Source organism: Neorhizobium sp. 2083 (assembly GCF_031455615.1).
Taxonomy (GTDB): Bacteria; Pseudomonadota; Alphaproteobacteria; order Rhizobiales; family Rhizobiaceae; genus Neorhizobium.
Genome location: NZ_JAVDTC010000002.1, coordinates 806,371 through 824,327 on the forward strand (window position 1 = coordinate 806,371; position 17,957 = coordinate 824,327).

Here is a 17,957-nt window from a genome sequence, read left to right on the forward strand (position 1 = left end):
GCCGGCGCCTCCGCTATCTCCTTGAGAATGCGAAACCTGGACAGGGAGGAAACCATGTCGACGCTGACACCCCAGGAACTGGAAGGCCGATTGAATGCACATCGCGAACTGATGATCGAACTCCTGTCGGCCATGATCGGCGGCGAAATCACCATCACCTCGTTCCTCAGGCGATTGCGCGACGACGCGACGTTCAAGGACAACGAGGAGGATCCGGGCCTGTTGCCGGACGGAGCCTTCGCGATCGAAAATTCCGCCGCCCGCGAGGTCCGCTCGATCCTGGACGCCGCCCGCGCCAGGGCACAGGCGGACAAACAGTAAGCCCCTGTTAACCAAGCGATTTCACATTTAAGGCGATCTCGCCACGTTTATGGCCATTTCGTGGAACTACAATGGGACTTTCTCGTTCACTTACGACCGAAGCGATGGAGGCGACGATGGTCAGAGAATGGGTAGAAGCAGCAGGTTTCGTTCTGGTGATCGCCGCCTGTTACATGATGGTCATCCCGGTCTGAGTTTTCGAAGCTCCTGGGGAGGAGAGCGGCCTTGATCTCAAGGCCCACTGCTCTCGCGGCTGGCGAAAAAGGCCGCGAGAGCGGCAAAATCGTCATCCTTCAGCTTTTGTGCCGTCTCGGTCATCAGGTGGCTGAACGAGGATCCGCCCCGGACACCCGCGTGGAAGAGGCGGAGCTGACGCTCCAGATAAGGGGCGTTCTGACCCGAAATGCGCGGATAGGCGGGATTGCCGCCGGGCTTTTCGTGGCAACTGAGGCAGGCGGGAATTTTGTCTGCCGCTCTTCCCCTTTCCGCAATCTCGCGGCCTTTCTCCAGCAGTTGTGCGTCCACCGGTACAGCAGGCCTTTGCGGCCTTGCCTGCTTGGCATAATAGCGCGCAAGCTCCGGCAGGCTCTCCTCCGACAGGGTACCGACTGCCACCTTCATGATCCCGCTCGCCCGCTCGCCGTGGGCATAGGCGCGCAGGCTGTTCAGGAGATAGGCCTCCGACTGGCCGGTGAGCCGGGGAATGATGCTGTTGCCGTCGAGCCGCTTTTCCGCATGACAGCTCTCGCAGGTGATCGGCAGCGGCGAGACTTCGCCCGCCGTCCCGATGCCGTGCAGGCCGGACGCCTGCAGATAGGCGCCGCTGTCCATGCCCGGCAATTTGCGCAGAAACGCCACCATGTCCCAGACCTCGTCATCGCGCGCCTGCGCCGGCCAGGCCGGCATGCCGGTAAAGCGAACGCCGTGCTTGACGATCTCGAAGAGCTGGGCGTCACTCCAGCCTGGCACCACGGTCTTGAGGTCCGGCGGCGGCGGCAGCATGGCAAGCACGGCGCCGGAGCGCCCCTGCGCCGGGGAGCCGTGACAGATGGCGCAACCCGTCTCGAAATGGCCGGCGGCCGGCGGCACGAGCGCCGGATTGTCGAGCGGCGGCACCTCGACGGAAAGAGCGGCGGTGCGGATCGAATTGCGCATCACCCAATGAAGGAACCAGTCGGTCACCGCCCAATGGCCGGTGCTCGCCTGGACGCCCATCAACCCGGACCAGGCAAATCCCAGCCCCAGCAGCGGCGCCAGGATCACGAGAATGATGATATGCTTCCAGCGGATCGTCATCGGCCATTCCTCCCCGAAGGCTCCGGCACCTGGTCATTGAGGGTGCGGGCGAGAAGCGCCACACCGCCGGCAAGATAGACCACTGCCCCGACCAGCAGCATGATAACCCCGCCGGCCTGCTGGTCCACGTCCGCCGAAAGCATTATGCCGAGGCAGCTCACTTCGCCCTCACCGTAAAGCGGACGCGGCGAAAGCGCCAGCAGCGCACCGAGAAGCGTCATGTGCATGGAGGTGAAGAGCAGGCCGAACGTGCCGGCGAGCCGCCGCTCCTCCCGCCCCGTCGCCGCTCCACCGAGGCAGGAGAGCCAGAGGGAAAGACCCGCGGCGAGGAAAACCGCCTGCTCCAAGGCCGCGATGAGCGGCGACGATTCCGACAGAGCCCGCAGGACGGGAATATGCCACATCCAGACGGCGAAGAGTTCGACAAGCGACGCGGTGAGCGGAGTCAGCCATGGGCGATTTGCAGAAAAGTCGAAACGCGTCCCCGAAAGGCCGATGGCGATCAGCGGCGCGGCACCCGCCACGACCCCCATATGGGCGATCATGTGCACCGAGAAGGACGACCGATCAGCAAAGGGAAGCAGGATCCCCCAGAGCACGAACACCATGACCATTCCGCCGACCAGCGCCGCCTTCTTCATGGCTGGCACTCCGCGATGAAGATCATCGGGATCGCCATGTAGAGAACGGCGACGAAGCTCAAGCCCGACAGCAACAGCGTCGCAAACCCCTGGAACAGCGTGCGGGCGTTGCGGGTCGCCTCGTCATGGGGCGGATCGTCGGCGCCGAAACCCCATTGCCGCCAGGCGAGCCAGGCCGACAGCACGATCATCGCCAGCGCCAGCACGGTTATGACGCCGAGTGCGATCCGCACCGTATCGAACGAGACCTCGGAGGCGAGGCCCTTGGCGCAGAAGACCGCGACCACCCCGTAGCAGACGACAAAATGCAGCGCCCAGACGACCGGGGCGGTGAACAGGGTCCAGAGGGTTTCGACTTCGCGCGGAATGAAACTCTTCATGTGCTCACCAGTGGAAACAGGCCAAGGACCGCGAAGGTGACGACGGCGGTAAACGCCGTGAAATGCCAGTAGAGCGTTACGTTGCGGATATCCTGGTCGTATTCGTCAGTCATCCTGCCGGCGAGGCTGCGCGCCAGGCAATAGGCCTGCATCACCGCGCCGACCACGCCATGCGTGACCGTCCAGATCGTAACGATCCAGACGATCGCCGGATAGACATGCGAGGTCGGGTCCATCGCGTGAACGTAGGGACCGGCAAGACCTGCCAGCGAGGCCGCGATCGTGAAAACGAACGCGGCACCGAGTGCGGCCCGCGCGCCGGCCGGCCCCCTTTCGTTGAGTTCGCGCGCCAGCAGCGTCAGCCCCCAGGCGGCGACATAGAGCACCAGTGCCACCATCGGCCACAGGACGCCCGGTCCTTGCGCGGTCGTGGTGAAGTCGCTGTGGATGGTCCAATAGAAGAAATAACCGAAGACGAGGCTTGCGAAGGCCGTGCCGTCGCCGACCATGGTAATGAACATCGCCCACCAGCCGACCGAGGCCGGCCCCGAAACGTAGACCGGCAATTTGAGCCCGAGCCCGACATCGACGTCCGGCGCTTCCGGTATCGGCGCGGTTCCGTTCCAGAGCCAATGGATGATGGCGACGAAGGTGACGATCGCAAAAACGATCGTGGTGATCCACAGCTTGAACGTCAGCGCGATGAACACGCCTCCGAGCGCCAATGCCGCGATGATCGTCACATAGGAGACCCCGCCGACCCGCAGGCACTGGATCGGCTCGGCATCCAGAACCGAGGTCACCAGCGTCTCGCGCTTGCCGGATTTCGCATCCGGCAGATAGAAGCGCCCCGCCTCGATATCAGCCTGCAGGTTCGGCTGGTCCCAGAGCGGATAGCGGCTGGTGATGATCGGTACCGATCGCATGCCCCAGCTTTCGGACGGATCGTTCGTCCATTCCAGCGTGCCGGAATTCCACGGATTGAGGTTACGCTCTCCGGGTCCCGGTTTGGGGCGGAAGATATCGATCACGAAGGTCGCGACGCCCGCGGCGAAGATGAAGGCGCCGATGGTGGAGATGAGGTTGAACCAGTCCCAGCCGATGTCTTGCGGATAGGTGAAAACCCGTCGCGGCATGCCGCGCAGCCCGGAAAGATGCATCGGGAAGAAAGCGATGTTGAAACCCGCAAACATCAGCCAGAAGGCGGTTTTGCCCCAGGCGTCGCTGAGCTTCTTTCCCGTCACGAAGGGGAAATAATAATAGATGCCGGCGACGACCGGAAACAGCATGCCGCCAATCAGCACGTAATGCAGGTGGGCGACGACGAAATAGGTGTCGTGCGCCTGCCAGTCGAATGGCACGAGCGCCACCATGACGCCCGTCAGCCCGCCGATCACGAAGATGATCAGTCCCCCTGCCCCGAACAGCATCGGCACCGAGAAGATGACCCGGCCGGCGAGCATGGTGGCGATGAACACGAAGATCTGCACCCCGGTCGGGATGGCGACCGCCTCCGACGCCGCCGAGAAGAAGGCGAGCGAGATCTGCGGCAGGCCGGTCGCGAACATATGGTGTACCCAGAGCCCGAAGCTCAGGAACCCGGTGCCGACGGCGGCGAGCACGATCCACGAATATCCGACGATCGGCCGCTGCGAGAAGGTCGGCACGATCATCGCCATCAGCGCGATCGCCGGCAGGAAGATGATATAGACCTCCGGATGCCCGAAGATCCAGAACAGGTGCTGCCATAAAAGCGGATCGCCGCCGCGCGTCGCATCGAAGAACGGCCAGTCGAACATCCGTTCCATCTCGAACAGGATGTCGCCGGCGATCAGCGGCGGAAAGGCGAACAGGATCATGCCCGCGACGATCAGGAGATACCAGGCAAACATCGGCATCAGGTTGATGCGCATTCCGGGCGCCCGGCATTTCATGATGCCGACGATGATCTCGACGGCGGCGGCGATCGACGCCACCTCGATGAAGGACAGGCCGAGCAGCCAGATGTCCGCGCCGATGCCGGCATATTCGTCGTCGGTCGCAAGCGGCGGATACATGAACCAGCCGGCGTTGGGAGCGGCATTGAAGAAGATCGAGCCACAGACGAAGACGCCGCCGAGAAGAAAGCTCCAGAAGCCGAAGGCGGAGAGCCGCGGGAACGGAAGCTCCCGGGCGCCGAGCATGGACGGCAGAAGGAAGATCGCCACCGCCTCGAAAATCGGCACCGCGAACAGGAACATCATCACCGTGCCATGCAGCGTGAAGGCCTGGTTGAACAGCTCGGCCGAGATGAAATCGTTCTCCGGCACCGCCAGCTGCAGCCGCATCAAAAGCCCGAGCAGGCCGGCAAACAGCATGAAGGCGAAGGCGGTGACGCCATACCAGAGGCCGATCTCGCTGTTGTTGACCGAAGTCCAGTAGCGGATGCCCTTCGGCGTTTCCCAGGTCTTGCGGAGCCGCTCCTCCTGGGCCGCACGCTCTTCCGGCGAAAAATTGCCGAGTTCCACGGTCATCTGAGCCCTTTCAGATAGGCAGCGATCCGCTCGATTTCGGCATCCGGCAGCATGGAAAAATGCGGCATGCGAGCCTCGGGCTTGATCTTCCCCGGATCGCGGATGAAGCTTGCGACGTGCTCCTCGAGATTGGGCCGCGTACCCGCCCCGACCGTCCCGCGCTCGCCGAAGGCGGTGAGATCCGGCCCGATCGTGCCCTGCGCTTGCGTGCCGGAAATCGCGTGGCAGGCGGAACAGCCGTGGCGGAGAAAGGACGCCAGCCCTTCGGCATCCCGCCCTCCGGACGAGTTCCGACGTGCAGCCAACCAGTCCTCGAAGGCCTGTTTCTCCATGGCGAGCACGGTGAAGGCCATCAGCGCATGCGACGTCCCGCAGAATTCGGCGCAGACGCCGCGATAGGTACCGGGCTTTTCGGCAAGCAGCGTCAGCCGGTTCTCGCGGCCGGGGATCATGTCCATCTTGCCGCCGAGCACCGGGATCCAGAAGGAGTGGATGACATCGGGCGATCTCAGCGAAAAGACGACACGTTCGCCGACCGGTATGCGCACCTCGTTGGCCGTCTCGAACGCAGGTTGACCGCCGTCTTCAAGATACCGCACCCGCCACCAGAACTGCTCGCCGGTCACCTCGATGCGGCGCATGCCGCCGTCCGTGCCCCCGAACCAGGGACGGATATTCGGCATCAGCCAGACCGCATAGGAGAGCAGCGACGCGAGAATGACGGTCGGCAGGACCGCGCCGCACCAGAGGATGACCCGGCCCGCCGCCTTTTCCGAATGAACCCGCCTCTTGCGCGCGGCATAGAACAGCATGCCGACCGTGCCGGCCCAGATGACCACACCGCCGACCAGCATCGCAAAAAACAGGGTAGCGACATCCGCCGCCTCGCGCCCCGCCGGATCGAGCGCCGACTGGATACCGGAGCAGGCGGAAATAAGGGGCAAGAGAGCCGGGATGAAGAAGACCGGTCGAGCTCTCCGCCGTTGGCAGCCCGGAACGCCCTGCCGCCCGATACGGCTTCTTGATCGGATTGGCCGGCATGAGCCGGTCAAGCGGTCATCGTTCATTCGACATGTACCCGGCAGAGAGGCCGCGGCAGAGAGGCCGCAAAACATTCGGGCCCGAACGCAGTACCCTGAATTTTGTTCCAGACGCCGGATAACTTTGTGTAACCGGCTGTGAAAAAGATGGAACGAATCCTTTTGCGATGGGTTTGCCCCGTTGTGACGGGCAAGTGCCCGGCTTTCGCGACGGGAGAAAATCATGAGACACTTTCTAAAAATGCTCAGAAACAGGCTCACCGGCACGCAGCAGAAGAAGACGTTTGCGGTGGCCCATCCGGAGGAACTGCAGGTCGTCGTACCGGACGCGGTAGTCCTTCCCTTGCCGAAATCGCCTCGCGAAGAAATCAGCGTCCCCGCCTCCATCAACGGCCGGGACCTCTCGACCGGCCGGCTTTGAGACATTCGACCCGGCCAAGATCGTGAATGACAAGACCGTTCAACAAAAGGAGACCAGAATGACCACCATCGAGTCCGCCAACATCCTGATCCTCGCAGCCGACGGCTACGAACGGTCGGAGCTGCGCGTCCCCATGGAGGAACTGAGAAAACGCGGGGCCGACGTCAAGATCGCTTCCATCAAGGCGGGCGAGATCAAGAGCTGGGACAAGAAGGACTGGGGCGACACCGTCCCGGTCGATCTGGAGGCCAAAAACGTCAAGGCCGAGGAATTCGATGCCCTCGTGCTGCCGGGCGGCCAGATCAACCCCGACATCCTGCGCAACGACGAGGATGCGATGAAGGTCGTGCGCGACTTCGTCAAGAGCGGCAAGCCGGTCGCGGCGATCTGCCATGGCCCCTGGCTGCTGGTGGAAGCCGATGCGCTTCGCGGCCGCAAGGCGACGTCCTATCGTTCGATCCGCACCGATATCCGCAATGCCGGCGCCTCGTGGAAGGATGAGGCCGTCGTGGTCGACAACGGCATCATCACCTCGCGCTCGCCCGAAGATCTGCCGCAATTCGTGGCCAAGATCGTCGAGGAAGTCCAGGAAGGACGCCACAATCGCCGGGCAGCGTAACTTAGACGCAAACCCGGCCCCGGCCGCCCGCAACCTCCTCGCGGGCGGTCGTCGCGCAAGTGGCTGAAACTTGCTTCAGGAAAGCCAGAAGCCGCCGTTCGTTGGCACGCAACTCCTTGGGCCCGTTCAGCACCGCCTTGTCCCTCATCACCGTTTCCAGCGGCGAGATGTCCTCCGAAAGCGCCAGAATGCTCGGGTGGATATAGCTCGAGCGGCAGACCGCCGGCGTGTTGTGGAGCGCTTGCGACGCAGCCTTGCACATCGCCTTGATCTTGGGTCGCCTGCCCTCCTCTTCCACCACCTCCCAGGCCGCCATCAGCGCGGCGAGACTGCCGCCCCAGGTGCGGAACGTCTTGGCGGAGACGGCAAAGCCGGCGGCCTTGGCAAGATAAGCGTTCAGCCGGCCTGAATCGATCGGATGCGGCACGCCCTGTTCGTCCGGCCATGAAAACAGCTGCCGGCCCGGCAGATCGGCGATCTCTTCCAGAATGCGCTGAAGGCGGGGATGTTTCAGCGTGTGCTGGACGCGCTGCCCGCCCTTGGCCACGAAGCGCAGCATGATCGCCTCGCCTGACAGCGTCATGTGGCGCTTCAGCAGCGTGGTCGCGCCATAGGTCTTGTTTTGCTTGGCATAAAGCCGATTGCCGACCCTGAGATGCGTCGCATCCATCAGGACCACCAGCGCCGCGATCACCGCATCGGATCTGTCGAGCCCGAGCTGTAGATCGCGTTTCGCCTTGCGGCGGATGCGCGGCAGGGCCTCGCCGAACCGCACAAGCTGGTCGAACTTGCGCTCGCTACGGAAATTCTGCCAATCGACGTGATAGCGATACTGCTTGCGGCCGCGGGAATCGTAGCCCGTCGCCTGCAAATGTCCACGCGGATCGAGGCAGATCCAGACATTATCATAGGCAGGCGGCAGGCCGAGCGACGAGATCCGCAGGCGGTGCTCCGGATCGGCCAGCAGCGTGCCGTCCGGCAGGCGGTAGGTAAAGCCCTTGCCGCGCTTGAGCCTGCGGATGCCGGGTTCCGTGTCGCTGACGTAGGTAAGGCCGATGGTTTTCAGGGAATCCTGATCGATGTCGATCGCGGTGAGCATGGCGTCCATGGCGCATCAAACGGCGACGCCCCTGCCTTCGTTCCGAGGCAGACCGGCAAAACGGCTAGATGGCGATATCCTTGAGGCTTTCGGCGCCCTCGCCGCGTTCAAAGGCGGAGCGCGGCGCGTTCAGCGTCCAGCAAAGCCCCTCGTCTCGGAAGTCGACCTCGACATGGCCTGCAAAAGCCGCCGCCGCATGGCGCTTGATGATCGTCGTGCCGAAACCGGTGCGCGAAGGCGCACGCACCGCCGGGCCGTTTCTCTCCTCCCAGACAAGCTCGAGCCTGCCTTCGCCGTCGTCCTCGCCGATCAGGTCTTTCCAGCTGATGCGCACCTTGCCCTGCGGCACGGACAGCGCCCCATATTTCACCGAATTGGTAGCAAGCTCATGCAGGATCAGCCCGAGATTCTGCACCGCTTCGGCCTTCAGGACAAAATCCGTCCCCTGCAGCTCGACGCGGTCCGCCACGTCCGCAAACGTGCTCATGTGGATTTCGACGACCCGACGGATCGAGACCCCGGCCCATTGTTCCTTGGCCAGCGCCTCGATCGATTTGCCGAGACCCTGGAGGCGGGTGCTGATCGCCTTCTGGAACTCTTCCATCGTCGTGTCCTGACGCGCCAGCTGGCGCATCATCGCCTGGATCAGCGTGAGGATGTTCTTGGTTCGGTGCACCAGCTCATGCAGGATGAGGTGGATGCGGTCCTCCGCCTCGCTGCGATCGAACGAGGCGTTCGAGAGCGCTATGGCCACCTGGTTCGCCTCGCGGATCTTGGTTTCCACCGGCGAGACGATCTCGCCCTTGCCGATCCGCTCCGCCATTTGGGCGATCTGCCGGATCGGTATCCGAAGCTGGCGACCGACGAGCCATGCAATCAGCATCGCGACGGCAAGGAAGATCGCTCCACCGGCGATCAACTGCCGCCAGGTCGTAAGAATGCTCGCCTGCGCCGCATCGATAGGCCCCCAGACGACCGCTTTCCAGGTCCAGCCGGTGATCTGGGCATAGCCGTACATCTGCCGCCGACGTCCGTCCATGTCCTCGATCGTGCCCTTGAAGCCCGTCATCAGCTTGAGCGTGTCGGAAGGAAACGCCGTGCCGGACGTGAGCCCATGGGCGCCGAGCGAGGTTACCACCTGCCCTGCCCCATCGATCACCGCAACCGACCAGCCGGCAGGAAGACCTTCCGTCGAGATCAGCTTCTGCAGATCCTCGGCATTCTGCGTCATGATCATCGCAGCGCCCGAATAGGAAATCTCCCTGGGCAGGGGCATGGTGATGTTGAAGACGTGCTTGCCGCTGGTGGCCCCGAAAAAGACGTTGGAGACCTCGGTGACGCCGCTGTTCAGCGCGGACTGCAGCGCAGGCATGTTGGAGACCTTGCCGAGCGGCGCGTCGAACGGCACACGGGTGTTGAGCCTTTGCTGGCCATCCGCATTGACGACAAGAATATAGAGGGAATTGGAACGAAGGCTGTTCTGGGTCCGGTTGTGGAAGGCGCGCAGGTCGCCCGCTTCGAGTTCCGGCGAGGTGACCAGCAGCCTCAACGTGGTCGCCATGTCCTGCAGTTCGCGGTCGATCGAGCGGGCGATGAGCTGCGCGTCCTCGGCGGTCTCGCCCGCCAGAATCTCCCGTTCGTTTGCCTCCAGCTCCATCATCAGATAGCCGACGAAAACCAGCAACGGCAATGCCACCCCAGCCGCGAGAGCAACCAGATAGGCACCGATCGGCGCCGTTGGGAAAAACCGCGAAATTCTAAACATCCCGCGCATTTACCCTATAGAAGAGGCTGCAGGTGCCTGTACCACCTGCCGGCATTGCCCATTTCCGTGTCCCGCCATCTGCTAATATTCTAGCGGGGCTTTTCTAGCCGGTTTTGGACGCCGGGCCAAGGATTGATTGCCGGCGATATGTTTGAGCGGAACGCCACCGGTCACGTGTGCCGAGGCCGCTCCCCCACGTCGAAATTGACGTCCCAATCCGGCTTCGAACTCTTTTTGCCCGGCGGATCGCGATGCTCGGTCGCGTCGTCCGAACCGGTTATTACCGTCGGCTTGGCACTCGCTACGCCGTTGGATTTGGGATCGGCCTGGGATTTCGCATATTGTCCTTCGGCATCCTTGCGGATCCGGGCGGTATCGTCGGTTTTGGTCATGATGTCTCCTTGCCGCATGAAAGTCAGGCCACCGTCAGCGGCCTGACGCGTGAATCCGGGCCGGGTCAGATCGTGGTCGAACCGGTCAGCGTATCGGTCGGATTGTTGTTGATCCGCAGGTTGTTCTGCACGTGCCGGACGCCGGAAACGTCATCCACCAGGTCCTCGGCGCGGCGTTTGTCCCAGCGGCTGGATACGAAACCGTCGAGCGTCACCTCCGAACCCTGCACCGTCACGGTGATATTGGATGCGTCGAGTACCGGGTCGTCGCTCAGCCGGTCATTGACGTCTTCCTCGATGCGGGCGTCGGAGCGCTGGTAGCCTTTCGGCCCTTTTCCGCGATGCTCGTCCATCATCCGGCGACGTTCCGCATCCTCGTCGCCAAACCACGACGCCACTTCATCGCCCGCCCGTTCCATGAAGCCGCGCCGGCCGCCGCCATGATCTTCCGATCCGCGGAAGCGATTGTCCGAGCGCTGACGGTTTTCGTCGCCAAAACGGTAGTCCGAACCGTAACGGTCGCCATAGGCCTGATTGACGCGGTTGCGGCCCGGTTCGTAGCTGAACGAGGAAGGCCTGCCGCGATAGGAATCGCGAGCCCAGGCCTGCGAGCGTTCGGAATCGCCGTAGCCCGCCTCGAACCCGCCGTCGTCGGAGGCCCACTGTTCGCTGCGGCCGTAGCGGGAGAAACGCGAACGATCGCCGTCCTCCCGATTTGGATCGCCGCTCCGCAGATCGTCGCTGAAACCACGCACATAACCGGTATCGCCCGGGCGATAATCGCTGGAGGATTCGCGGGCGTAATCACGCTCGTCGCGCATCCGGTCGTTTCGATACCCGCCCGATTGGGAATGATTTCCACTGGCCATTGTCTGTCTCCTCGGTCTGGTTTGGTCCCGTTCCATACGGGACGCTGATCCAACCCCGCCTTCCCGGGATTGTTCCGCTTTTTGCGGGGACTGCCGAAGCTCAATTGGCCGATACCGCCACGGTCATGGAGAGGCCCGGAAGAATGTCGCCCACGGCCACGTCCGCCGGTTCGCTATGGATGACGACACCGGAAACGGGCGGGACCCGCCTCTCCTCTTTCGAAAGATTGGCCCGAAGCTGCAGCAACCGGTCCCCCAGCCGCCAGTCGACGGCAATCACGCCATCGGCGGCATCGAGCACCGTGCCCGAATACGGCGCAACCGCATGAAGGCCGGACACCACATGTTCGCGGCGCCTGGCGATCAGCGTGCGCATGCGGTCGCGATGCGCCTGCCCCTGCGGCTCCCGTGCCCGGTTCCAGCGCAGCTTGGAGAGCCGGAAGTCCTCCGCCGCATGCGGATCGGCGACGTCATCCCGTTGCGCGAAACCGTCCGGCGCCCCGTCGAGGCCCCTGGTTTCGCCGGAGATGTTGCCCTCGGCCGCCCTGCCGGGCCCGTCATCATAATCGCCGAAGAAACGGAATTCCCGGCTCTCGCCGTAGTCCTCGCCCATGAAGAGTTGCGGGACCTGCGGCGACAGGATCAGGACCGCTGTCATCACCCTCAGCATCCGCGGATCCGCGAGCGAGATCAGCCGCTCGCCACGGGCGCGATTGCCCGCCTCTTGGTGGTTCTGCAGAGCGTTGATGAAGGCCGTGGGCGGCAGGTGGCCGCTCGGCTCACTGCCCGCGCCGCCATCCTGCCCGGTTCCGCCCCGGGTGATAAAACCTTCCGCCAGCCCCCTGGCAAGCTTGCCCACCGGATCTTCCCCGCCAGAGCCGGCATGACCGACCCTCTCGGCTGTCGCAATCTCGTTCGCCGCCTGAGGGATGCCATGGTTCACGACCGCATCGTAAAGCATGGCTTTGCCGGACCGACTGCGCTCCAGATAGTGGGTGATGTTGCGGTTATCCTCGATCGTGAGATGACGCCGCCGGCCGGTCACCTCCCGCTGAACCCGCTTTGCCAGTTCCCAAAGCACGTGCATCTGCGAGGCATCGTCGTGGACCTGGTCGACCGCATGGAGCCGCAGGCCGTCGAGATTGAATTCCTCCAGCCAATAAAGCGCATTTTCGATGAAGAACCGTCGCACCGGGCCCTGGCTGAAATCGATTGCCGGCCCGCGGGGCGTGGTACGCCCGAGGTTGAAAAAGGACGGCAAATAGGGCTCGAACACGCTGCCGCCCGGGCCTAAACGGTCATAAACCACATCGAGCATGACCGAGAGGCCGTGTCGATGCGCGGCATCGACGAAGGCCTTCATGTCGTCCGGTTCGCCATAGGCGTGATGCGGCGCATAAGGGAGTACGCTGTCGTAACCCCAGCCACGGCTGCCGGCAAACTGGTTGACGGGCATGATCTGCAGCATCGTCACGCCAAGCGAAGCGATCTCCCGCAACCGCTCGGCGGCGGCGCGAAAAGTGCCCTCCTCGGTAAAGGCGCCGATATGGATCTCATAGAGAACGGCCTCCTCCCAGGCATGGCCCTTCCAGTCCGGCCGTTCCCATCGGTAGGAGGTGGGATCGATGACGAGCGAAGGCCCATGAACGCCGCCATCCTGGGCGCGCGAAGCGGGATCCGCCACAAGCACGCCGTCCGGCATCAAAAACTGATAGGGCGTACCCTCCGCCAGACCGTCTGTCGTCAAGGTGAACCAGCCCTCGCCGGCCGGCAGCATTTCCCGGTTGCGGCCGGCGATCTGCAGCCGCACGCGCTCCAGGTCCGGCGCCCAGATCCGGAAAAGCACCTCGCCGTCACCGAGATATTCCGCTCCCCAGGACTTGGGAAATGCACGGCGGGACGGGAGGTCAAAACCCTCGTTTCGCGAATCGAACGGCGTGAAATCTCGCGTCAGCGACATGATATCTCCTCGGCTGCAAACGTCCCAAGGAAATACAGGTCCGCGGGGAAAGGTTCCCCACACGCGCCTAACATATTGTAATCGCTATATTAAAATAAGGCGGTCGACTGCAGGCGAGATTAGCCGCCCGTTCAGTCGATTCGGCTGGTCGTCTGCGGATCGAAGACCACGGCCTTGTCCAGATTGAAGGAGAAGGGGAACTTCTGCCCGAGTTCGACATGCGCGTCGGAGCGAGTGCGGGCGGTGAAGGTCGCGCCGTCCAGCCTGCCGGTGACGAAGGTGTCGGACCCGGTCGGCTCGATCATCGTCACCTCCGCCTCGATATGGGCGGTGGCGCGTGCCTGCGGATCGACGAGCCCGGCATCGGTGATCGTTTCGGGGCGAAGGCCGAGAATGACATCCTTGCCATCGGCGAGCGTGGTGGTCACGGATGGCGGCATGGCGACGGTGACGCCTTCATTGCCGAACAACGCGATGCTCCGGGCGCCGCCCGAAGAAACGACCTTGCCCTTCAGCATGTTCATCGCCGGCGAACCCATGAAGTCGGCGACGAAGAGGTTGGCCGGGCGGCCGTAGATTTCGGCGGGCGTCCCGACCTGCTGCACCATGCCCTCTTTCAGCACGACGATCTTGGTGGCGAGCGTCATCGCCTCGATCTGGTCATGGGTGACGTAGACGATCGTGGCATGGGTATTCTGGTGCAGCGCCTTGATTTCGGCCCGCACCTCGACACGCAGCTTGGCGTCGAGATTGGACAGCGGCTCGTCGAACAGGAAGACGCGCGGCTGGCGCACCAGCGCCCGGCCCATGGCGACGCGCTGGCGCTGGCCGCCGGAAAGCTGGCTCGGCCGGCGGGTCAGGAGATGCTCGATCTGCAGCGTCTTGGCGACCTGCTTGACCGCCGCCTCGCGCTGCGCCTTGTCCACGCCGCGCATTTCCAGCGCAAACGCGATGTTTTCCTCCACCGTCATATTCGGATAGAGCGCATAGGACTGGAAGACCATGGCGATGTCGCGCTTCGACGGATGCAGGTCGTTGACCACCTGCCCGTCGATGACGATGTCGCCCGACGACGGCGGCAGGAGACCGGCGATCGCATTGAGCAGGGTCGACTTGCCGCAGCCGGATGGGCCCACGAGAACCAGGAATCCGCCCTTTTCGAGCTCGATATTGATGCCCTTCAGGATCTCGTTATTGCCGATCTTCTTGCGAATATCCTTGATTTCAAGAAAGCTCATGTGCGGTTATCCCTTGACTGCGCCGGCCATCAGGCCACGCACGAAATAGCGTCCGGCGACGACATAAACGAACAGCGTCGGAAGCGCTGCGAACACGGCAGCCGCCATATCGACATTGTACTCCTTGACGCCGGTGGAGGAGGCAACGAGGTTGTTGAGCGCCACCGTCATCGGCGAGGACGTGCCGGACGAGAAGGACACGCCGAACAGGAAGTCGTTCCAGATATTGGTGAACTGGTAGATGACCGTCACCACGATGATCGGCCCCGAACTCGGCAGCAGGATGCGCCAGAAGATCCGGAAGAAACCCGCGCCGTCGATCATCGCGGCCTTCACCAGCTCGTCCGGGAAGGCTTCGTAATAGTTGCGGAAGAACAGCGTGGTGAAGCCGAGGCCGTAGATCACGTGCACGAGCACGAGGCCGGCGGTGGAGTTCGAAAGGCCGAACGTGCCGAGCAGGCGCGCCATCGGAATCAGCACCGCCTGGAACGGAATGAAGCAGGCAAACAGCATCATGCCGAACACCAGCTTGTGGCCCGGAAAACGCCACTTGGTCAGCACATAGCCGTTGAGCGCGCCGAGCAGGGTCGAGATGGCGACCGCCGGAACCACCATCTTGATGGAGTTCCAGAAATAGCCCTTGATGCCGACGCAGGAGACGCCGATGCAAGCCTCGCCCCAGGCGCGCACCCAGGCGGCCACCGACGGATCGCGCGGCAGCGCCAGCATGTCGCCGCCGCGGATTTCGTCCAGCGATTTCAGCGATGTCGACAGCATCACATAGAGCGGCAGAAGATAGACCAGCGCCAGGATGACGAGCGCGGCATAGATGAAATAGCGGGCGGTGCGGGCGCCGCCGGCGCTTACCGTCCCGTTGGCGGTTTCGTTGGCGGCGCTCATGACTGCTTCTCCCGAAGCTCGGAATAGAGATAGGGCACGATGATCGCGGTGATCCCCATCAGCATCATCACCGCGCTCGCCGAACCGACGGCCATCTGGTTGCGCGTGAACGTGTAGGAATACATGAAGGTGGAAGGCAGCTCGGTCGCATTGCCCGGTCCGCCGCCGGTCAGCGCGATGACCAGGTCATAGGACTTGATCGCCATGTGCGCGAGCACGATGAAGGCGGACAGGAAGACGGGACGCAGGAGCGGGATGATGATCCGGCGGTAGATCGACACACTCGATGCGCCGTCGATCTGGGCGGCCTTGATGATCTCCCCGTCGATGCCGCGAAGACCGGCCAGGAACATCGCCATGACGAAACCGGATGCCTGCCAGACCCCGGCGATGACGACGGTGTAGATCGCCATATTGGGGTTGACCAGCCAGTCGAACTTGAAGCTCGTCCAGCCGAGATTGTGCATGGTGTTCTCGAGCCCGAGGCCGGGGTTGAGGAACCATTTCCAGGCGGTGCCGGTGACGACGAAGGAGAGCGCCATCGGATAGAGGAAGATCGGCCGCAGCACGCCTTCGGCGCGGATGCGCTGGTCCATCAGGATGGCGATGCCAAGCCCGAGCGCGATGCAGATGCCGATATAGAGAACCCCGAAGATCGCCAGGTTCTGCATCGCCACATACCAGTTCGGCTGCGACCAGAGGCGATAATAGGCATCGAACCCGCCCCATTTGTAGACCGGCAGGATGCGCGAGGTCGTGAAGGAAAGGTAGACCGTCCAGAGGATGAAGCCATAGACGAAGACGAGGATCACCGCGAACGAGGGCGCCAGCACGATCTTCGGCAGCGCGTTACGCAATCCGTCGGCGAATGTGCTTCGCTGTCTTTGCGGTTCCACGACCGAAACCGGTTCGATTGTCGTCATCATGACCTCCGGCAGACACCAGAACTAAAAGATACCGGCAAGCCGGAATTTGAAAAGTGGCCGGGGTTGTCCCCGGCCACCCGCATGTCAGAATTGTGCGATCAGTCGATCACTTGGCAGCCTTGACCGCTTCCGGCAGGCGCTTCAGCGCTGCTTCGGTGGTCAGCTGGCCGTTGAGGTGCTGGGTGATGACGTCCAGCATGGCTTCCTTGATGGCGGCCGGCTGAGCGTAACCATGGGCGAGCGAGCCCATCAGCGTGCCCTTGGAAGAGGCTTCGGCGAGGTCCGCCATGCCCTTCTTGCCGCAATCGTCGAACTTGTCGTTGGCGACGTCGGTACGGGCCGGGACCGAACCCTTGACCGTGTTGAAGGCAATCTGGAAGCCCGGGTTCTCGACGGCGGATGCCATCTTGAGCTGTGCGTCGCGCTGACCCTTGCCCACGTCGAACATCATGAACTGGTCGGCGTTGAAGAGAACCGAGCCCTGTGTGCCGGGGAAGCGGATGCAGACGAAGTCGGTGCCTGGCTTCTTGTTGGCGCGCAGCCATTCGCCCTTGGACCAGTCGCCCATTTCCTGGGCGCCGGCCTTGCCTTCGATGACGAGGGCGGTCGACAGGTTCCATTCGCGGCCCGAGAAGTTCGGGTCGAAATAGGTGCGCAGCTTCGACATCGTGTCGAAGACCTTCTTCATCGTGTCGCCGGAAAGAGCGGCCGGATCGAGGTCGAGAACGGCTTTCTTGTAGAAGTCCGGACCGCCGGTCGAAAGCACGACGGCTTCCCAGAGCGTGCCGTCCTGCCACGGAACGCCGCCGTGGGCGAGAGCGGTGAGGCCCTGGCCCTTGAAGGCGTCCAGCAGGGTGATGAGCTCGGCGATATTGGTCGGAACCTTGCCGCCGGCCTTGTCGAGCGCCGCCTTGTTGATCCACAGCCAGTTGGTGGAGTGGATGTTCACCGGAGCGGCAATCCAGTGGCCGTTGTACTTCGAGAAGTTCTGCAGGGCAGCCGGAATGACCTTGTCCCAGCCTTCCTTCTGGGCGAGGTCGTCGAGGTTTGCGGCGACGCCCATTTCAGCCCAGTCCTTCAGGTCGAAGCCGAGCAGCTGGACGGCGGTCGGCGGGTCGCCGGCCGTGACGCGGGCGCGCAGCGCGGTCATCGCCGCGGAACCTGCACCGCCGGCAACCGGCATGTCCTTCCAGGCAACGCCTTCCTTCTGCAGGTTTTCCTTCAGCACGTTGAGTGCTGCAGCTTCGCCGCCCGAAGTCCACCAGTGCAGGACTTCGACCTGTTCTGCGGCCTTGGCAACACCGGCAGTCATGGCGATAAGCGCCGCACTAGCGGCGAGTTTGGCAATCATTCGAATATTCATTGAGAATCTCCCTTTGCATCCGGGCTCCTCTCCGGATATTGCGATTTATAACGATATAATTACGGTCGGTGTCAACCCGGCCGGAGGAGTTTTTTGCGTCATCCGCGAAGCATCTAACATGATGAAAAAACTTGCAAATTTAGGAGTTGGCAAAATTTTCCTCAGGAATCGAGAAAAATTCCTGGCGGCGGACGGAAAATTTGTAACGATATAG

At 62.9% G+C, this 17,957-nt stretch carries 18 protein-coding genes; 4 read left to right on the plus strand and 14 right to left on the minus strand.

Going from position 1 to position 17,957, the window contains the following annotated elements; genetic code table 11:
* Nucleotides 1–54: 54 nt before the first annotated feature.
* Complete coding sequence (locus J2X76_RS12145; protein WP_113127892.1) at nt 55–321, plus strand: hypothetical protein; 267 nt, start codon at nt 55–57, stop codon at nt 319–321.
* A 71-nt stretch (nt 322–392) separates the two neighbouring features.
* Nucleotides 393–515, plus strand: a complete 123-nt coding sequence (locus tag J2X76_RS12150; protein WP_310216256.1) for a hypothetical protein — start codon at nt 393–395, stop codon at nt 513–515.
* A gap of 37 nt (nt 516–552) precedes the next feature.
* Here J2X76_RS12150 and J2X76_RS12155 read toward each other — a convergent pair whose 3' ends face one another.
* From J2X76_RS12155 to coxB, 5 genes are read right to left on the minus strand one after another with little or no spacing between them, the layout of a single operon-like run.
* Entirely contained in the window at nt 553–1,617 is a 1,065-nt protein-coding gene (locus J2X76_RS12155; RefSeq protein WP_310216258.1) for a c-type cytochrome, read from the minus strand.
* Nucleotides 1,614–2,258, minus strand: a complete 645-nt coding sequence (locus J2X76_RS12160) for a cytochrome c oxidase assembly protein (protein ID WP_310216260.1) — start codon at nt 2,256–2,258, stop codon at nt 1,614–1,616. The genes J2X76_RS12155 and J2X76_RS12160 overlap by 4 nt, the downstream gene beginning before the upstream one ends.
* Nucleotides 2,255–2,638, minus strand: a complete 384-nt coding sequence (locus tag J2X76_RS12165; protein ID WP_113127895.1) for a hypothetical protein — start codon at nt 2,636–2,638, stop codon at nt 2,255–2,257. Before J2X76_RS12165 ends, J2X76_RS12160 begins: the two co-directional genes overlap by 4 nt.
* Nucleotides 2,635–5,151 (minus strand): cytochrome c oxidase subunit I, encoded by a 2,517-nt coding sequence (gene ctaD, locus J2X76_RS12170; RefSeq protein ID WP_310216264.1) that lies wholly within the window; start codon nt 5,149–5,151, stop codon nt 2,635–2,637. Before ctaD ends, J2X76_RS12165 begins: the two co-directional genes overlap by 4 nt.
* A complete protein-coding gene (coxB, locus tag J2X76_RS12175) occupies nt 5,148–6,095 on the minus strand; it encodes a cytochrome c oxidase subunit II (RefSeq protein WP_310216267.1) in 948 nt (315 codons plus the stop codon). The genes ctaD and coxB overlap by 4 nt, the downstream gene beginning before the upstream one ends.
* Before the next feature lie 319 nt (nt 6,096–6,414).
* Here coxB and J2X76_RS12180 point away from each other — a divergent pair, with 319 nt between their 5' ends.
* Together J2X76_RS12180 and J2X76_RS12185 are read left to right on the plus strand one after the other, a co-directional pair.
* Complete coding sequence (locus J2X76_RS12180; protein WP_162732237.1) at nt 6,415–6,612, plus strand: hypothetical protein; 198 nt, start codon at nt 6,415–6,417, stop codon at nt 6,610–6,612.
* A 58-nt stretch (nt 6,613–6,670) separates the two neighbouring features.
* Entirely contained in the window at nt 6,671–7,231 is a 561-nt protein-coding gene (locus J2X76_RS12185; RefSeq protein ID WP_113127899.1) for a type 1 glutamine amidotransferase domain-containing protein, read from the plus strand.
* A gap of 1 nt (nt 7,232) precedes the next feature.
* On the opposite strand, the gene J2X76_RS12190 is transcribed toward J2X76_RS12185, so the two are convergent.
* The 9 genes from J2X76_RS12190 to J2X76_RS12230 all read right to left on the minus strand — a co-directional run bounded on the left by J2X76_RS12190 (nt 7,233) and on the right by J2X76_RS12230 (nt 17,743).
* Nucleotides 7,233–8,312 carry a DNA topoisomerase IB gene (locus J2X76_RS12190; protein ID WP_310216558.1) on the minus strand — a complete coding sequence of 360 codons (1,080 nt, stop codon included), beginning with the start codon at nt 8,310–8,312 and terminating at the stop codon, nt 7,233–7,235.
* 82 nt (nt 8,313–8,394) lie between these two features.
* Nucleotides 8,395–10,095, minus strand: a complete 1,701-nt coding sequence (locus J2X76_RS12195) for a sensor histidine kinase (RefSeq protein ID WP_310216270.1) — start codon at nt 10,093–10,095, stop codon at nt 8,395–8,397.
* Nucleotides 10,096–10,265: 170 nt separating this feature from the next.
* On the minus strand, nt 10,266–10,487 hold the full coding sequence (locus tag J2X76_RS12200; RefSeq protein WP_113127900.1) for a hypothetical protein: 222 nt from the start codon (nt 10,485–10,487) through the stop codon (nt 10,266–10,268).
* Nucleotides 10,488–10,552: 65 nt separating this feature from the next.
* Entirely contained in the window at nt 10,553–11,356 is an 804-nt protein-coding gene (locus J2X76_RS12205) for a BON domain-containing protein (protein ID WP_310216273.1), read from the minus strand.
* Nucleotides 11,357–11,456: 100 nt separating this feature from the next.
* A complete protein-coding gene (locus tag J2X76_RS12210; RefSeq protein ID WP_310216275.1) occupies nt 11,457–13,316 on the minus strand; it encodes an alpha-amylase family glycosyl hydrolase in 1,860 nt (619 codons plus the stop codon).
* Nucleotides 13,317–13,447: 131 nt separating this feature from the next.
* Nucleotides 13,448–14,554, minus strand: a complete 1,107-nt coding sequence (locus J2X76_RS12215) for an ABC transporter ATP-binding protein (protein WP_310216277.1) — start codon at nt 14,552–14,554, stop codon at nt 13,448–13,450.
* Nucleotides 14,555–14,560: 6 nt separating this feature from the next.
* Nucleotides 14,561–15,454 (minus strand): carbohydrate ABC transporter permease, encoded by an 894-nt coding sequence (locus tag J2X76_RS12220; protein WP_113127904.1) that lies wholly within the window; start codon nt 15,452–15,454, stop codon nt 14,561–14,563.
* Nucleotides 15,451–16,377: a sugar ABC transporter permease gene (locus tag J2X76_RS12225; RefSeq protein WP_310216281.1), complete on the minus strand. Its 927-nt coding sequence runs from the start codon at nt 16,375–16,377 to the stop codon at nt 15,451–15,453. Before J2X76_RS12225 ends, J2X76_RS12220 begins: the two co-directional genes overlap by 4 nt.
* A gap of 109 nt (nt 16,378–16,486) precedes the next feature.
* Nucleotides 16,487–17,743, minus strand: coding sequence for an ABC transporter substrate-binding protein (locus J2X76_RS12230; protein ID WP_310216286.1), 1,257 nt, complete (start codon nt 17,741–17,743; stop codon nt 16,487–16,489).
* Nucleotides 17,744–17,957: the final 214 nt, after the last annotated feature.

Coding starts and splice junctions, on each gene's coding strand:
- J2X76_RS12145 (WP_113127892.1), top strand. CDS start 55: ATGTCGACGCTGACACCCCAGGAACTGGAAGGCCGATTGAATGCACAT.
- J2X76_RS12150 (WP_310216256.1), top strand. CDS start 393: ATGGGACTTTCTCGTTCACTTACGACCGAAGCGATGGAGGCGACGATG.
- J2X76_RS12155 (WP_310216258.1), bottom strand. CDS start 1,617: ATGACGATCCGCTGGAAGCATATCATCATTCTCGTGATCCTGGCGCCG.
- J2X76_RS12160 (WP_310216260.1), bottom strand. CDS start 2,258: ATGAAGAAGGCGGCGCTGGTCGGCGGAATGGTCATGGTGTTCGTGCTC.
- J2X76_RS12165 (WP_113127895.1), bottom strand. CDS start 2,638: ATGAAGAGTTTCATTCCGCGCGAAGTCGAAACCCTCTGGACCCTGTTC.
- ctaD (WP_310216264.1), bottom strand. CDS start 5,151: ATGACCGTGGAACTCGGCAATTTTTCGCCGGAAGAGCGTGCGGCCCAG.
- J2X76_RS12180 (WP_162732237.1), top strand. CDS start 6,415: ATGAGACACTTTCTAAAAATGCTCAGAAACAGGCTCACCGGCACGCAG.
- J2X76_RS12185 (WP_113127899.1), top strand. CDS start 6,671: ATGACCACCATCGAGTCCGCCAACATCCTGATCCTCGCAGCCGACGGC.
- J2X76_RS12195 (WP_310216270.1), bottom strand. CDS start 10,095: ATGTTTAGAATTTCGCGGTTTTTCCCAACGGCGCCGATCGGTGCCTAT.
- J2X76_RS12200 (WP_113127900.1), bottom strand. CDS start 10,487: ATGACCAAAACCGACGATACCGCCCGGATCCGCAAGGATGCCGAAGGA.
- J2X76_RS12205 (WP_310216273.1), bottom strand. CDS start 11,356: ATGGCCAGTGGAAATCATTCCCAATCGGGCGGGTATCGAAACGACCGG.
- J2X76_RS12210 (WP_310216275.1), bottom strand. CDS start 13,316: ATGTCGCTGACGCGAGATTTCACGCCGTTCGATTCGCGAAACGAGGGT.
- J2X76_RS12215 (WP_310216277.1), bottom strand. CDS start 14,554: ATGAGCTTTCTTGAAATCAAGGATATTCGCAAGAAGATCGGCAATAAC.
- J2X76_RS12220 (WP_113127904.1), bottom strand. CDS start 15,454: ATGAGCGCCGCCAACGAAACCGCCAACGGGACGGTAAGCGCCGGCGGC.
- J2X76_RS12225 (WP_310216281.1), bottom strand. CDS start 16,377: ATGACGACAATCGAACCGGTTTCGGTCGTGGAACCGCAAAGACAGCGA.
- J2X76_RS12230 (WP_310216286.1), bottom strand. CDS start 17,743: ATGAATATTCGAATGATTGCCAAACTCGCCGCTAGTGCGGCGCTTATC.